At 64.6% G+C, this 15,178-nt stretch carries 12 protein-coding genes; 7 read left to right on the forward strand and 5 right to left on the reverse strand.

Features of this window, described 5'->3' with window-relative positions; all coding sequences use genetic code 11:
* The first annotated feature begins 17 nt into the window (after positions 1-17).
* The 3 genes from ACE3P0_RS11340 to mobA all read left to right on the forward strand — a co-directional run bounded on the left by ACE3P0_RS11340 (position 18) and on the right by mobA (position 3,639).
* Complete coding sequence (locus tag ACE3P0_RS11340; RefSeq protein ID WP_374402726.1) at positions 18-1,874, forward strand: methyl-accepting chemotaxis protein; 1,857 nt, start codon at positions 18-20, stop codon at positions 1,872-1,874.
* A gap of 230 nt (positions 1,875-2,104) precedes the next feature.
* Positions 2,105-3,073, forward strand: coding sequence for a GTP 3',8-cyclase MoaA (gene moaA, locus ACE3P0_RS11345; protein ID WP_374402805.1), 969 nt, complete (start codon positions 2,105-2,107; stop codon positions 3,071-3,073).
* Complete coding sequence (gene mobA, locus ACE3P0_RS11350) at positions 3,070-3,639, forward strand: molybdenum cofactor guanylyltransferase MobA (protein WP_374402727.1); 570 nt, start codon at positions 3,070-3,072, stop codon at positions 3,637-3,639. Before moaA ends, mobA begins: the two co-directional genes overlap by 4 nt.
* Positions 3,640-3,642: 3 nt before the next feature.
* Here mobA and malE read toward each other — a convergent pair whose 3' ends face one another.
* From malE to rmuC, 4 genes are all read right to left on the reverse strand, one after another.
* Positions 3,643-4,836 carry a maltose/maltodextrin ABC transporter substrate-binding protein MalE gene (gene malE / locus ACE3P0_RS11355; protein ID WP_374402728.1) on the reverse strand — a complete coding sequence of 398 codons (1,194 nt, stop codon included), beginning with the start codon at positions 4,834-4,836 and terminating at the stop codon, positions 3,643-3,645.
* Positions 4,837-4,846: 10 nt separating this feature from the next.
* Entirely contained in the window at positions 4,847-6,463 is a 1,617-nt protein-coding gene (locus ACE3P0_RS11360) for a methyl-accepting chemotaxis protein (protein WP_374402729.1), read from the reverse strand.
* 132 nt (positions 6,464-6,595) lie between these two features.
* Complete coding sequence (locus ACE3P0_RS11365; protein WP_374402730.1) at positions 6,596-7,102, reverse strand: DUF1993 family protein; 507 nt, start codon at positions 7,100-7,102, stop codon at positions 6,596-6,598.
* A 32-nt stretch (positions 7,103-7,134) separates the two neighbouring features.
* Positions 7,135-8,538 (reverse strand): DNA recombination protein RmuC, encoded by a 1,404-nt coding sequence (gene rmuC, locus ACE3P0_RS11370; protein ID WP_374402731.1) that lies wholly within the window; start codon positions 8,536-8,538, stop codon positions 7,135-7,137.
* Between the two features lie 116 nt (positions 8,539-8,654).
* Between rmuC and ACE3P0_RS11375 the strand changes: the two genes are divergently transcribed.
* Positions 8,655-9,083 (forward strand): hypothetical protein, encoded by a 429-nt coding sequence (locus tag ACE3P0_RS11375; RefSeq protein ID WP_374402732.1) that lies wholly within the window; start codon positions 8,655-8,657, stop codon positions 9,081-9,083.
* 135 nt (positions 9,084-9,218) lie between these two features.
* Positions 9,219-10,445, forward strand: coding sequence for a sensor histidine kinase (locus tag ACE3P0_RS11380; protein WP_374402733.1), 1,227 nt, complete (start codon positions 9,219-9,221; stop codon positions 10,443-10,445).
* Between the two features lie 13 nt (positions 10,446-10,458).
* Here the strand turns inward: ACE3P0_RS11380 and ACE3P0_RS11385 are convergent, their stop codons facing one another.
* A complete protein-coding gene (locus ACE3P0_RS11385; protein WP_374402806.1) occupies positions 10,459-12,846 on the reverse strand; it encodes an ABC transporter permease in 2,388 nt (795 codons plus the stop codon).
* Positions 12,847-13,190: 344 nt separating this feature from the next.
* Here ACE3P0_RS11385 and ACE3P0_RS11390 point away from each other — a divergent pair, with 344 nt between their 5' ends.
* The gene (locus ACE3P0_RS11390) at positions 13,191-14,054 is read left to right on the forward strand and encodes a PEP-CTERM sorting domain-containing protein (protein WP_374402734.1); all 864 of its coding nucleotides are present in this window, start codon (positions 13,191-13,193) and stop codon (positions 14,052-14,054) included.
* Positions 14,055-14,131: 77 nt separating this feature from the next.
* Entirely contained in the window at positions 14,132-15,088 is a 957-nt protein-coding gene (locus ACE3P0_RS11395; protein WP_374402735.1) for a TIGR01212 family radical SAM protein, read from the forward strand.
* The last annotated feature ends 90 nt before the right edge of the window (positions 15,089-15,178 follow it).

Below are 15,178 nucleotides of genomic sequence, written 5' to 3' on the forward strand. Positions count from 1 at the left end.
ACACGCTGAGAGGGAAGTTGATCGTAGTCACCGCGGCGCTGATGCTCGCCGCGCTGCTTTCGGTGACACTGGCGATCTACGTGATGATGCGCGCCGAGCTGATACAGCGCATGGACGCCGAGATCCGCGGCGTCGCCCGCGCCACAGCGGCGGCAACCGGCGAATGGATCGCGTCGCGCTCGCAAGTCACGCAAGCTGGGGCTGGCGCAGCACTCGCCGCAGACCCGATGCCGGTGCTGATGCAGGCCAAGGCCTCCGGTCAGTTCGATCTGTTCTACGTCGGTTTCCCCGACAAGAAGATCCTCTTCACCGACAACCAGCAGCTGCCCGAAGGCTACGATGCCACGCAACGCCCCTGGTACACCGCCGCGGTAGCCAGCGACAAGCCGATCATGACCGCGCCCTACGTCGACGCATCGACCGGGCAGCTCGTCGTGTCCTTCGCCTACGCGGCCAAGGACGGCGGTGCGCTCAAAGGTGTCGTCGCTGCAGACATCACGCTCGACCGCGTGGTGCAGCAGATCCTCTCTGTGCGATTCAGCGCCAAGGGTTACGCCATGCTGATCGGCAAGGACGGCAAGATCCTCGTGCATCCCAGTAAGGAGGTGCTGCAGAAGCCCACCACCGATCTCGCACCGGAACTCACGGCCGATGCGATCCTCGCGGCGCAGAAGAACGATCAGGCGAGCGACCTGAAAGTTCAAGGTGTCGCGAGCTTCGTTGAGATGTTCCCGGTTCCCGGCACCGATCTGACACTCGGCGTGGTGGTCGACAAGAGCAGCGCACTGGCGCCGCTCGACAAGCTACTTGGCACCGCGCTGGGCATTCTGGTGCTGGCGCTGGCCGTCGCCCTGCCGCTGCTGATTGCGGTGCTGACCAAGATGCTGGGTCGCCTCGCCACGCTGCGCGATCTGATGAAGGAAATTTCGGCAGGCGGCGGCGATCTGACGCGTACCTTGAACGTGTCGGGCAACGACGAGATCGCGGAGACTTCCGCCGCCTTCAACCGCTTCCTCGACACGCTGCGCTCGATGTTCCTCGAAGTGCGCGGCGAGGCTGAGCGGCTTTCCAGCGGCGTTGAAACGATCGACGATACAGTGCAGCGCCTCGCGCAGCACTCCACCAGCCTCTCGGACACCGCCAGCGCGAACGCCGCGACGATCGAAGAGATCACTGTATCGGTGGCGCATATCGCTGACAGCGCCGCCGTCGCCAACGGCCTGGTACAGCAGACGGGGCAAATGTCCGAGCACGGCGCAAAGACCATCGCGCAGGTATCACAGGAGTTCTCGCACTCGTCCGAATCGGTGCGAGAACTGGGTGACATGATTCATACCGTCAGCACGCGCGCCAATGAAATCAGCGGCATCGTCAACGTGATCAAGGAAATTGCTGACCAGACCAATCTGCTCGCGCTCAACGCCGCGATTGAAGCAGCCCGCGCCGGCGAGCAGGGGCGCGGCTTCGCCGTCGTCGCCGACGAAGTGCGCAAGCTCGCCGAACGCACGGCGAAAGCCACGCTCGAAATCACGCACATGATCAGCGGCATGAACGAAGACACGCGGCGCGCGTTCTCCGGCATGGAAGGCACGATCGAAACCGTCGGCAAGGGTGCATCGGCCAGCGAGGAGGCCGCACGCCAGATGGGTGAAATCCAGCAGAAGATGATGGAGGCGGTCGCGCGCATCGACGAGATTGCCGCTTCGACCAGCGAGCAGCAGCAAGCCACGACGCTGATGGCTCAATCGGCCGAGCAGATCACCGGCCGCATGCATGAGAACGACGCCGCAATCCAGGGCGTGCGCGACACGCTGAGCGGCCTGCACGAGGTAGCCGACACGATGCGCAAGCTGATCTCCGGCTTCCGCCTTTAATCGACAAACAGGCCCCAGAAATGGGGCCCGCCGTTCTTGAGCGGAATCATTCGCCGGCTCTTGGCGCAGCGGCTAAACTTGCTCTACCGCTGCCCGTTGCGCCCTGCGCCGACCCGATGAACGCTCGCCCGCCGATTCCGATCTTCCCTGTCGCCTCACCTGCTCCCGCAGCCGTTGCACTGACAGCGGACGACCCTGCGCAGCCGGCGATCGACCAGTTCGGCCGCGCCATGCACGACCTGCGGATCTCGGTCACCGACCGCTGCAACTTCCGCTGCACCTACTGCATGCCCAAGGACGTGTTCGACCGTGATCACGCCTTCCTGCCGCGCACCGCACTACTGAGCTTCGAAGAGATCACCCGCATTGCCCGCCTGTTCGTGGGCCAAGGCGTGCGCAAGATCCGCATCACCGGCGGCGAACCGCTGCTGCGCAAGCAAGTTGAGCGCTTGATCGAACAGCTCGCACGGCTGGATGTAGAAGTCACGCTGACCACCAACGGTGCCCTGCTCGCACAGAAGGCCCGCAGCCTCGCCGACGCTGGACTGCGGCGCGTCACGGTGAGCCTCGACGCGCTGGATGATGCGATCTTCCGGCGCATGAACGACGTCGACTTCCCGGTTGAACGGGTGCTTGCCGGCATCGCCGCGGCGGCCGATGTGGGCCTCGGGCCGATCAAGGTCAATTGCGTGGTCAAGCGCGGCACCAACGACGGCGAGATCCTGCCGCTTGCCCAGCACTTCCGCGGCAGCGGTCATATCCTCCGCTTCATCGAATTCATGGACGTCGGCAGCCACAACGGCTGGAACCTCAATGCGGTGCTGCCCTCGCGCGAAGTCGTTACCCGCATCAACGCCGAGTTCCCGCTCGATGCGCTGGATGCCAACTACAGCGGCGAGGTCGCGGAGCGCTGGCGCTATCGCGATGGTGCCGGTGAAATCGGTGTGATCTCCTCGGTCAGCCACGCGTTCTGCCGCGACTGCACGCGCATGCGCCTCTCCCCTGAGGGCCAGCTGTTCACCTGCCTGTTCGCAGACCGCGGCCACGATCTGCGCGATCTGCTGCGTGCCGGAGCCGACGACGGCGCGCTGACGGCACGTATACGCCAGGTCTGGCGCAGCCGCGACGACCGTTATTCCGAGCTTCGCGGCGAAGCCAGTCGCGCCGCGAAGATCGAGATGTCCTACATCGGCGGATGACGCCCGCGGCACCGACAAGCGGTCTGATTCTCGCCGGCGGCGCCGGGCGCCGCATGGGGGGCGCCGACAAGGGCTGGATTCATCATCAAGGCAAGCCACTGGTCGAACATGTGTTCGAGCGACTCGCGCCACAGGTCGACCAGGTCTTGATCAGCGCCAATCGCAATCTCGATCGCTACGCTGCGCTGGGTGTTCCGGTGCTGGCTGATGGCGACGCCGATTTTCGCGGCCCGCTGGCGGGCATTGAGGCCGGCCTCCGCCATGCGGCGGCCGGCTGGCTGCTTTGCGTGCCCTGTGACAGCCCTGCCCTGCCCGGCGACCTCGCGCGCCGCTTGCATGCGGGCCTTGCTGGCGGCAAGGCTGCGGTCGTGACACTGGCAGGGCGTTGGCAGCCGGTGTTCTGCCTGCTGCACACCAACCTTGTCGACTCGCTAAGCGCCTACCTCGCGTGCGGCGATCGCAAGGTTGCAAGCTGGCTCGAATCGGTGGATGCACGGGCGGTGGACTTCAGCGACGAAGCCCCCGCTTTCGCAAACCTCAATTCCCCCGAACTGCTCAGCCCCTGACACTCACTTGGGCGGTGGTGGCGGCGCGAGCATGTCTTTCGCGGCTTGCCCCAACGCTTCGTCCGGCTTCTTCTTGCCGTCCGCAATCTGCTTGAGCGCGAGCGTGAAGGAGGTCCAGAAGCGCCCCATCTCGGGGTTGGACGGCATCGGCCTGCCGAAGGTCACGCCATCCATCGAGATGCGAATCTTCTCGTCACTCATTAGCGACCAGAACAGCTTCTTGTTCAGCGGCACACCGATTGGCTTGTCGGCATTCACCGTTTTGAGGCCTTCCTCGGTCATCAAGAATTCCTCAATGAACTTCGTCGCCAGATCGCGGTTGGGCGAATCAGCCACGATCATCGCACCGAGCACGCCAACGAAGGGCCGCGCCGGCTTGCCCTGCAGCGTCGGTAGCGGCGCCACGCCAAAGTCGATGCCGGCCTTGCGCAAGGCATCCCAAGCCCAAGGGCCGTTGATCCACATGGCCTGCTTGCCGCTCGTCATCGCCTTCTCAGCGTCACCGTAGGGCAGGCCGCCCTTGGGCAAAACGCCTGCTGCGATGTAGTCGGCCAGCAACCGCCCGCCGGCCAGTGCACCCGGGTTCGCGACGCCAACATCGCCCGCGCTATAGCTGCCGCTGCTCTCGCGCTTGAATACGTAGCCACCGTTCGCCGCCATCAGCGGCCAGGTGAAATACGAGTTGGTGTAGTCCCAGCCGATCGCCTTCACTTCCTTGGCGGCGAGTTCCTTGTCGAGGGCGATGATTTCCTCGAAAGTCGCAGGCGGTTTGGGCACCAGCTTCTTGTTGTACAGCAGCATGATGGCCTCGGCACCGACCGGGTAGCCCCAGACCTTGCCGTTCACGGTGAAGGCATCCCAACCGACCGATACCAGTTCCTTGCGCAGCTTTTCGGATGGAGACACCTCGCTGATCAGGCCCTTGCCGATCCAGTCACCGATGCGGTCATGCGCCCACAGGAAGACGTCGGGCCCATTACCGCCCTTGGCGGTTTCCTCGAACTTCTTGGTCGGGTCCTCCGGGTGCTCGACCTTCGCGGTAACGCCGTACTTCTTGCCGAAGGCATCGGCGACCTGCTGCAGGCCGGTATAACCCTTGTCACCGTTGATCCAGATGAGCAGCTTGCCTTTTTCACCCGCCATCACGGGCGCCGCCAGCAGCAGGGCGACGAGGCAGGTAGTGATCTGTGCGCGCATGCCAGTGCCCTCAGTAGCGGTAGCGGGAAATCGCGCTGACCATCTTCTCGGCCAGCGCATTCAGATCGGAGGCGGACGACGCGGTATGCCGCGCGCTCGCGGTCGTCTCCTCGGTCATCGTGGCGATGCGTTCCACCTGCTGTGCGATCGAAGTGCTGGCGGCACTCTGCTCGCGGATCGCATCGGTGATGTCGCTCACCATCTCGACCGCCTGGTCCGACGACCCCCGGATCGTACGGATCGCCTCGCCTGCGGCAACCGCTTCGCTCGCGCCCTCCTTCACCGTCGCCACCGTGCGCTGCATCCGCTGCACCACCTGCTGCGCGCCGGACTGGATGCGCGCCACCATCTCGGTGATTTCGCTGGTGGACTTTGCCGTGCGCTCGGCCAGACCGCGCACCTCATCCGCCACCACGGCGAAGCCACGCCCCTGCTCCCCGGCGCGTGCCGCCTCGATCGCCGCGTTGAGCGCGAGCAGATTGGTCTGCTCCGCCACATCGCGGATCACGCCGACCACCGAAGAGATCCGCGCCGTCTCGCCCTGCAAGACATCGAGGCTCGCAGCGGTCTGGTCGACCTCATTGGCAATGGTGCCGAAGCGCTGAACCGTGGCGCCCACCACGGCCTCGCCGGAACCGGCGCTGCTGCTGGCATCTGCCGACAAGCTCGCGGCATCCTGCGCGCGCTCGGCGACATGGTTGATGCTGACAGTCACCTCTTCGACCGCAGCGGCCATCGCCGAGGCCGAATCCGCCTGCACACCGGCGCCATGGGCCAGTTGCTGCGAGGTTTTCTCCATGCCGCGGGCCGCTTCGCCGACTCGCGTGGCGCTCTGCGCCAGCTCTGCGAACGAGGCTTGCACCGACTCGACCATGGTGTTGAAGGCCGTCACCGTCTGGCCGATCTCGTCGCGCCCCCGCGAGGGAATGCGTCGCGTGAAATCGAGCGAACTGCCGATTTCCACCACGGTGTTACGCAGCGCCGTGAGCGGCCGCGTGATCGACGTGGCGAGCAGCCAGCCGAGAATCACAATGCCGACGACCGCCAACGCGATCAGCCCGGCCAACACGCCGAACGCCGTTTTGTAAGTCGCCGCGGAGGCCTCGCGGGTAAGGCTGACGCGGTCGGCCGCTTCCTTGGCCAAGGCACCGAGGATCTCGTTGCTGAGCACCGCGGCGTCTTCAATGAAGGGGCTGACCGCGAGCTCCATGGCCGCTTCAGTCTGGTTCTGGCGCGAGCGCGTCAATGCGGTTTCGCACACCAGCAGATAGGCCGCGACCGTTTTGCGGAATTCGGTCACCCGGGCGCGCGCAGCAGCGTCTTCAAGCCGGTTCTCGAAGCGCTGGATATCCTGCTCCAGCGCGGCGCCCTTGCTCTTGAGTTCGCTGTCGAGGGCTGCCTTACGTTGTAGATCCGGGTCGGCAATGTGCCGGAAGATCAGCGTACGCAACTCGTGGTAGCGGGCTTCGAAGCCCTTGACGGCCTCCAATGCCGGCACTTCCTGCTCGGTCACCTGGCGCACCGAGGCATTGAGGCGCCCGAGCTGTACCAAGCCGATTGCGCCCACCACCAGCAGCGCGAGAATGGCACCGCCGATCAGACTGGCGAGCCGGGTCGTGATGGTCATGTAGATCGCCCCAAAGAGTCGACACACCCGTGTCGCCGCGTCTGCGGCGGGCACTCAGCATCGTCGCAACTCTAGCGGTTACGGCAGTTGCAGGCGACGACTTGAGCACCGCCTGCCCAGGCCGGATTGCTGCTACACGTCGCCGATGAAATCGCGCTTGCCGATCGGCAGGCCGCAGTGGCGCAGCAGATCGTAGGCGGTGGTGTAGTGGAAGTAGAAGTTCGGCAGCGCGAAGTCGACGAGGTAGGTCGCACCGTCCATGCGCAAGGTGCGTTCGCGCAATGGGATCACAACGGTACGTGCGTCGGCACCAACGAAATCGGCCTGCGACAGCCCGCGCAGGAAACCCATGGTCTTGTTCACGCGGATGCGCAGATCCTCGAAAGTCTGCTCATCGTCTTCATATTTCGGCACTTCCACGCCGGCGAGCCGGGCGCCGGCGCCTTTGGCGAAATCGCAGGCGATCTGCACCTGACGTTTGAAGTCGAACATGTCCGGCGCGAGCCGCGCGCCGAGCAGATCCTGCGGGTCGATGGCATGTTCGGCACAATGGGCCAGCGCGCGATTGAGCAAGGCGTCGATATGCTCGAGATGGCGCTGGAAGGTGCCAACCGAGAGGCGATAGAGATCGATGGACATGTGTTCAGACTCCCCCTTGAATGTGGCCGGTCTTATTGCGAATCGTCGTCGCTGAGCGCACGCGGCAGGTCTTCAAGCTGCACCTGCTCGATCCGCGTGAAGTGCCCGGAGATCTTCTTGCTCGACGTGTGCACATCCTGCACGTCTTCGTGGGCCTGGCGAATATGCGTGGCGAGCTTCTGCATGCGTTCGTCGAAGCGCGTGAAGTCCTTCGCCAGTTTGCCCAGCGCATCCTTGATCACATGGATCTGCTTGCGCGTCTCGACATCCTTGAGTACCGCGCGCGCCGTGTTGAGCACCGCCATCAAGGTCGTTGGCGACACGATCCAGACCCGGCGCGCGAGCGCGAACTGAACCACCTCCGGGTGGTAAGCGTGGATCTCGGCGAACACCGCCTCGGCCGGCACGAACATCACGGCGCCATCGGAGGTTTCACCCGGAATGATGTACTTTGATGCAATCGCTTCGACATGGCGCTTAACGTCAGCCCGGAAGGCCGTCTGCGCGGCCTTGCGTTCGGTGTCGCTCACATCGGTGTCAAACATGCGATGGTAGTTCTCGAGCGGGAACTTGGCATCCACCGCAACGCGGCCCGTCGGCTCCGGCAGGTTCAGCACGCAATCGGCGCGCACGCCACTGGCAAGCTGAACCTGGAACGCGTAACCATCCGGCGGCAGCGCGTTCTTGACCAGCGCTTCAAGCTGGACTTCACCGAAGGCACCACGTGAGCGCTTGTCACCCAGCAACTCCTGCAGGCTGACGACGTTGGTGGTAAGGCCATCGATCTTCTTCTGCGCCTCGTCGATCGTTGCAAGCCGCGCCATCACGCTGGCGAAGGTTTCGTTGGTCTTCTTGAAGCCCTCATCGAGGCGCTGGTGCACCACGCCGGTGATCGCGTCGAGGCGCTCGCTCAAAACCCGCATCAGTGCCTCGTTGCTGGTCGCCATCTGCAACGACGCGGCCTTGAGGCCCTCCTGCAGCAACTCGCGATCGGCACGCGCCTGCTCCGCCACGCTCTTTAGCATGGCCTCGGTCAGTTGGCCGCGCAGTTGTTCGTGCCGGGTCGCGGTCACTTGTGTCAGTTCAGCCAGCCGTGTGGCGAGATCCTCGCGCTGCTGCGCGCCGCCCTGCTCCACGCTGCGCCGTGTGTCGGCCACCGCGTCAGCGGTCGCACGCAAGGCCTCGAAGATCTGCGCCCGCAACCGCTCAGCCGTGTCGGCCTGCGCGCTCGCCACCCGCTCGGCTTGGCGCTCCACGCCTGCAGCGAGATCCGTCTCGGTCAGCCGCAAGGCCTGCACCAGCGCGCTTTCAAGGCGCTGCACGCGCGCCTCGGCGTTCTGTTCGGCAGCGGCGAGCGCCGCGCGGGTCGTAATTGCCAGCCACGCCACGGCGGCAAGCGTCAGCAGGGCAGCCAACAAGGGCAGGAATTCAGTCATCAGCACTCCGGTTTCAAGCGCGAAAGTATAGCTGCCCGAACCGGCACCCCCATCGCCCACCCCGCGCAAACGCCTGCGACGCTAAAGCTCACAGCCCAAATCACCGTTAGCAGCACATGGCACCCGACGACACGACGCCCCCTGAAGCTGGCCGCCCCCGCCCGACCCGCGTTTGGCGTTGGGCAAGCGCGCTGGCGCAAGCGCTCATCGTTGTGGTGATCGGCGAAACCGGCGTGCAGCTGGAGCTCGCGCGTCAGGCGGAGGAACAGCGGGCGCTAGTGCTTGCGCACGTCGCGGGCGTGCGCGCACGCCTGGAGACCGAACTCAACTCGACCCTTTACCTGTCATCGGGGCTCGTTGCCTTTGCCAGCGCAAGGGCCGATCTGCTGGACGTTGCTCGGGTGAACGACCTTCTGTCGGCGCTCTACAAGACGGGCCGAAACGTCCGCAACATCGTGATCGCGCCGGACAACCGCGTGAAGTGGGTCTACCCGCTTGCTGGCAACGAGCGTGTGATCGGCCTTTACTACCCGGACAATCCGTAACAATGGCCGGCGGTCAAACGGGCAATCGAGCGCCGCGGCACCATCGTTGCGGGCCCGGTCGACCTCGTACAAGGCGGGCGCGGGCTGGTTTCTCGCACGCCGATCTTTCGTGCCGACGGACAGTACTGGGGGCTGTTGAGCTTAGTAATCGACTGGGACGGCCTTCAGCACACAGCAGGCCTCGTTGCCGATTCGCCCGACTACCAGCTTGCGATCCGGGGGCGCGATGTCGAGGGCTCGCATGGCGCGGTGTTCTTCGGCAGCGAGCACGTGTTCGCCACGCGGCCGGTGGCATCGCAGCTCGAACTCCCCGGTGGCAGCTGGACCATTGCGGCCATTCCGGCGAACGGCTGGTCGACGCCCTCTTTTCGAATTCATGCGCTGCGCTTGCTCTACGGCGTGATCGCCGCGCTGATCGGCTGGTTCGCCTATCGACTGATGCGCGAAAAGCATGAACGCGAAATCGCACGTGAAGCGCTTGCAAGCCTCAACAGCGAGCTGGAAACCCGCATCGACGCACGCACGGCCGAGCTGCGCAACGCCAACGACGAACTTGCGCGCCTGGTGCAAACCTTGCGCAAAACGCAAACCGATCTGGTGCGCAGCGAGAAACTCGCCGCGCTCGGTGCGCTGGTGGCCGGCATCGCTCACGAGCTGAATACGCCGGTCGGCAACAGCCTGCTTGCTGCCAGCACTTTGACGGAACAGCTACGCCAGCTGACCCGAATGGATGCCAGCCTGAAGCGATCGGAGTGGAATGCCGCGCTGGCGCACATGCAGGAGGCCAGCGACATCATCCAGCGCAGCCTCGGGCGCGCGAGCGAGTTGATCAGCAGCTTCAAGCAGGTGGCAACGGACCGCACCACGGCACAGCGACGCCGGTTCACCCTCGCCGGCGCAATCCATGACCTCGCCGTCACGCTGCAACCGAGTGTGCGCCGCGCGGGCGTTACCATCGAGGAAGATGCGATCGCCGACGTGAAGCTGGACAGCTACCCGGGCCCGCTCGATCAAGTGCTGATGAACCTGATCCAGAACGCGGTGCTGCACGCCTACCCAAGCGGCGGCCCCGGGCGCATCCGCTTGTCTGCCACCGTGGACGGCGGCTGGGTCTGCATCGTGGTGGAAGACTTCGGCGTCGGGATTCCGCCCGAAAACCTGTCCCGCGTTTTCGACCCGTTCTTCACGACGCGCCTCGGACAAGGCGGCACCGGGCTGGGATTGCATATCGTGCACAACATTGTCACCGGCACATTGGGCGGCGAGATCGATGTGCAGTCAGAGCCCGGCCGCGGAACGCGTTTTTCGCTCAGGCTGCCATTGCACGCGCCACTGCAAGCTGACGCAACGACCGATGACTGAGGCCGCGCGCAGATCAGGCAAGCGCGCGCAGGCTCGCCAGCGGCGGTGTGCGCAACACCCGACGGGTACCCGCCCAGCCAGCCAAGGTCACCATGATGACCGCCACGACAGCCGCCACCGCGAAGGCCCCCAGGCTCGGGGCATAGGCAAACTGGAATACCTGCGTCGCAAGTGCCCAGCCCACGCCAAGCGCCCCGCAGCAACCCAGCAGCGCCGCAATCAGACCAAGCGCCGCAAATTCTGCCAGCAAGGCCGAGCGCAACTGCCCGTCACGCGCGCCCAGCGTGCGCAGGATCGCCAACTCATGTGCTCGCTCGTCATGCGTCGCCTGCAAGGCCGCGGCCATGACGATCAGACCCGCGGCTAGGGCGAGGCCGAACACCAGCTTCACTGCACCGATCAGGGTGTCGGTGGTCTGCTGCATCTGCCCAAGTATCGCGCTCGTGTCGATGATCGTGAGATTGGGATAATCGCGCACCAGTGCCATCGTCAACGCCGCGTGCTGCGGCGGCAGATGGAAGCTCGTGATGTAGCTCGTGGGTTGCCCTGCCAACAAACCGGGCGAGCCGATCACGAAAAAGTTCACGCGCATCGAATCCCATTCCAACGCGCGCAAGCTGGTGACTGGCGCCTCAACCAGGGTGCCGGCAATATCGAATCGCAAACGATCGCCGAGTTTGAGCCCAAGTGTCTTGGCAATCCCTTGCTCGACCGAAAATTCTGCCTTCGTTGTGTCGCCATGCCAGGCGCCGGCGACGACCCGGTTGCCAAGTTGCATCCTGGCGCCGTGGCTGAGGTTGAACTCGCGCTCGGCAAGCCTTTGGGCGCGTCCGTCTTCGTACGCCGCCGGATCGACCCGATTGCCATTGATCTCCACGAGCCGCCCGCGAATCATTGGCATCAATTCCGGCGGCACGAGCCCGTCCTTCTCGAAGCGCTGACAGATGCCATCGAGCTGGTCCGGTTGGATGTTGATGATGAAGCGGTTCGGTGCATCGGGCGGCAGCTTGCGCCGCCATCCGTCGAGCAAGTCGCCGTGCCCGACCGACAGCAATAGCATCGCCGTTACGCCAAGCGCCAATGACACGGCTTGCACGGTTGCGCCAAGCGAGCGGCGGCCCAGCGAGGCGAGCCCGTATCGCCAGCCCCCGCCCGCAGCACCTGCCAGGCGGCGCGTGCGCGCAAACAGGGCAATCGTTACGCGCGCCGCGAACCCGTAAACAATCAGGGCAACGGCGAAACCGCCCGCCACCCAGGCGCCCAATCGCCAGTCACGCGCCACCCACAACATCAATGCAGTCAGGGCAAGGCCTGCGGCGAGCCAGGCAAGACCGCCACTCGTCTCGAAGCCTGCCCACTCCCGCCGCAGCACGCGCAGCGTCGACACACGCCCCAAGCGCAAGAGTTGCGGCATCGAGAAGCCAATCAGCAACACCAGGCTTGCCACCATGCCTTGCAGGGCAGGCCAGACAGATGGCAACGGCAGCTCCGCCGCAATCAGGCTACTCAGTGCAGCAGCGAGCAGCAGATGGGCCAGCAAACCCAGCACCGCTCCGAGTAAGGCAGCAAGGAGCCCGAGAAGCGTAAATTCGGCGAGGAACAAACTCAGCAGCGTCCGCTGCGTCGCGCCAAAGCAGCGCATGACGGCGCATCCGTCGACATGGCGGAGCACGAAGCGGCGCGTCGCAAGCCCTACCGCAACGGCCGACAGCACCACCGCCAGCAAGGCCGCAAAGGAGAGGAAACGGTGCGCCCGTTCGAGCATGTCGCGTAACTCGGGCCGTGCGTTGGCGATCGACTCGATCGATTCGCCACGCCCGAGTCGCGGCTTGCTCGCGCGCTCGAAGGCGGCCACCGCTGGCGCATCGCCCGCAACATGCAGCCGGTAGGTAACACGACTGCCCGGTTGCACGAGGCCACTCGCCGGCACATCGTCGAGGTTCATGATCAAGCGCGGCGCCAACGCGAAGAAGTTCGTGCCGCGGTCCGGTTCGTAGCTCAGGACTGCACCGACGCGCAGCTTCAGCAGCCCGACATTCACCGCATCGCCCACCCGCACCCCCAGCGCCGCGATGAGACGTTCATCCAGCCACGCCTCCCCCCGCGCCGGCCCGCCTTTCACCGATTGCTCGGGTGCATCAGGGCCTAACCGGGTACGCAGGCCGCCACGCAGTGGGTAATCAGCGTTCGCGGCCTTAACGCCGGCCAGCTGAGCCTGCTCAGCCGTGCTGACCATGCTTGAGAAAAGCCAGGTCTGCGCCTGTCGCAAGCCGCGCACACGCGCATCGGCGGAGAACGCTGGGGGCAATGGATGATCCGCCACCAGCAGCATGTCGCCGCCCAGCAATTGGTTCGCATCGCGATCCAGCGCACGACCGACCCGGTCGGTCAAGAACGCCACACTGGTCAAGCTAGCGACTGCAAGTACCAGCGCAATCAACAGCAAGTTCAGTTCGCCGGCACGCAGATCGCGTCGAAGCGCGTTCAAAGCCACCCTTAAAAATGCCATTGGTATTTCCAGCCGAGTAACTAGATTTGAGAAAGCCGCACGGCCATTAGGTTCCGGACATCGTGACGAAGATCACTCGTGCCGCCCCGTTTCACGGTTTTTAACAAGCCTTGTAGCGCGGGGTTTCTTTAGGCTACACAGCAGCAAGGCCAATGCCTTGCTGCGTATGCAGACACCGCCCCCCGCCTTGTGCGAACGGTGTCGGCAAGCGCAACACCAAACCGAGGAAATACATCATGCACAAAAAGATCGCCGTCGGGCTGCTTGCCTTGTCGGCCGGCGCTGCGGGCACAGCCGCAGCCGCACCGATCAGCAGCCTCATCGGCACCACCACCACCCCACAGGTCCAGATGGGCCCGGAGTGGTTCAGCCGTTTCGACGCATCGCTGATCACCACCAGCCAGTTCAACGCGCTCAAGACCAGCCCGGCCGCACCGCTCGGCCTGTTCGCAACATCCGAAAAGGTGCGTGTCACCTATGTCGGCACCGGCGCAGCGCGCGACTCCAACCTCTTCCTCGCCAGCGACGGCGGTGCATTCGACACCACCGCTTTCTGGAACCCGATCTACGCCAGCGGCGGCACCAACAACCTGAGCATCTACAACCCGGTCAATAGCTCGAACGAGCTGTTCCAGACCCGCGCCGGCTGTTCGTACCAGACCGCCAAGGCCGGCAACACCTGCCTTGCAACGCAGATCGGCATGTCGCGCGACATCACCGGCCTGACGGTCGGCAGCCAGCTGGTGTTCGGCCTGCAGACCCAACGCTTGGTCTACGACGGCATCAACCTGCCGAACGTCGAGTACTTCTTCACCGGCCCGGGCAGCACCAATGACGATCCGCGCGGATGGAACGATGACGCGATCCACGCCCGCGCATTCGCGCTGGATATCGGCGACGACCGCCTGCTGGTCGGTTTCGAAGACACCTGGCTGGGTGCCGGCACTCGAAGCGACCGCGATTTCAACGACATGGTCTTCATCTTCGAGGGCGTGGCGGTTGAACACCCGAATCCGGTACCGGCACCGTCCACGGCCGCACTGCTCGCCCTGGGCCTCGGCCTGATGGGCTGGCGCACGCGCGCGCAACTGCGTCGCTGATCGCCGCAATGTAGCATCGCGCATTGATCCGACCCGTATCAAGGCGCAAACGAAGCAATGTCGGGAGAATCCGCGCGATGGATGCCTCTGACAACGCCTCGCCCTTCGGCAAACGCCGCTACAACGCCTACAACGACTGGATCACCCGCACACACGGCGGCCGCGTTCAGAAAGTCTCGGTTTCCGCCGGATTCACCTGCCCCAACCGCGACGGCACCGTCGGCACCGGTGGCTGTACCTTCTGCAATAACGCAGGCTTCACCCCGGGCTATCTCGACGCACGCGCCGATATCCACGCGCAGATCGACACCGGCATCGGCTTCCTCGGTCGACGTTACCCCAACACACGCCGCTACCTCGCGTACTTCCAGACCTACAGCAACACCTACGGCGAACTCGAGCGCCTGAAGGCATGTTACGAAGCAGCACTGGCGCATCCGGCGATCAGCGGGCTGGCAATCGGCACGCGGCCCGACTGCCTCTCCGATGCAGTGCTCGACTACCTCGCTGAACTGGCAGGGCGAACCCAGATCGAACTAGAAATCGGCATCGAATCAACCTGTGACGCGGCGCTGAGCCGCGTGAATCGAGGTCACGATTTCGCCTGCAGCGCCGACGCGATCGAACGCGCAGCGGCACGCGGTCTGTTCATCACCGGCCATCTGATCCTTGGCCTGCCCGGCGAATCGCGCGAAGAGATGCTGGCCGGCGCGGCGCGGCTCTCGGCATTGCCGCTGCACGCGATCAAATTCCATCAACTGCAGCTGGTGCGTGGTACTGCGCTGGCGCGCGAATGGCAGAAAGATCCGGACGCAGTCCCGCTCTTCAACGAAAACGACTATCTGGCCACCCTGGCTGATTTCGTTGAGCGCCTGGCGCCGCGAATCCTGATCCAGCGACTCGGCAGTGAAGTACCGCCCCGCCTCAAGCTCGCGCCAAACTGGAACCTGCGCCTGTCGGAGCTGGCGCCACGGCTGGAAGCCGAGCTCTCCGAACGCGACAGTTTCCAGGGTACGCGCTATCGCGAAATGTGAATTCGCGCCAAAACCACAAAAACCGACAAGACGCTCCTGCCGGCCCCCCTTAGCTTAGCGCCCACACGCAGAAGCGCGCGCCCGCCTGCG

Source organism: Niveibacterium sp., from assembly GCF_041909475.1.
GTDB lineage: Bacteria > Pseudomonadota > Gammaproteobacteria > Burkholderiales > Rhodocyclaceae > Niveibacterium.

Excerpts from the sequence above, each read along its gene's own strand:
- moaA (WP_374402805.1), top strand. The coding sequence starts at position 2,105 with ATGCACGACCTGCGGATCTCGGTCACCGACCGCTGCAACTTCCGCTGC.
- mobA (WP_374402727.1), top strand. The coding sequence starts at position 3,070 with ATGACGCCCGCGGCACCGACAAGCGGTCTGATTCTCGCCGGCGGCGCC.
- malE (WP_374402728.1), bottom strand. The coding sequence starts at position 4,836 with ATGCGCGCACAGATCACTACCTGCCTCGTCGCCCTGCTGCTGGCGGCG.
- ACE3P0_RS11360 (WP_374402729.1), bottom strand. The coding sequence starts at position 6,463 with ATGACCATCACGACCCGGCTCGCCAGTCTGATCGGCGGTGCCATTCTC.
- ACE3P0_RS11365 (WP_374402730.1), bottom strand. The coding sequence starts at position 7,102 with ATGTCCATCGATCTCTATCGCCTCTCGGTTGGCACCTTCCAGCGCCAT.
- rmuC (WP_374402731.1), bottom strand. The coding sequence starts at position 8,538 with ATGACTGAATTCCTGCCCTTGTTGGCTGCCCTGCTGACGCTTGCCGCC.
- ACE3P0_RS11375 (WP_374402732.1), top strand. The coding sequence starts at position 8,655 with ATGGCACCCGACGACACGACGCCCCCTGAAGCTGGCCGCCCCCGCCCG.
- ACE3P0_RS11390 (WP_374402734.1), top strand. The coding sequence starts at position 13,191 with ATGCACAAAAAGATCGCCGTCGGGCTGCTTGCCTTGTCGGCCGGCGCT.
- ACE3P0_RS11395 (WP_374402735.1), top strand. The coding sequence starts at position 14,132 with ATGGATGCCTCTGACAACGCCTCGCCCTTCGGCAAACGCCGCTACAAC.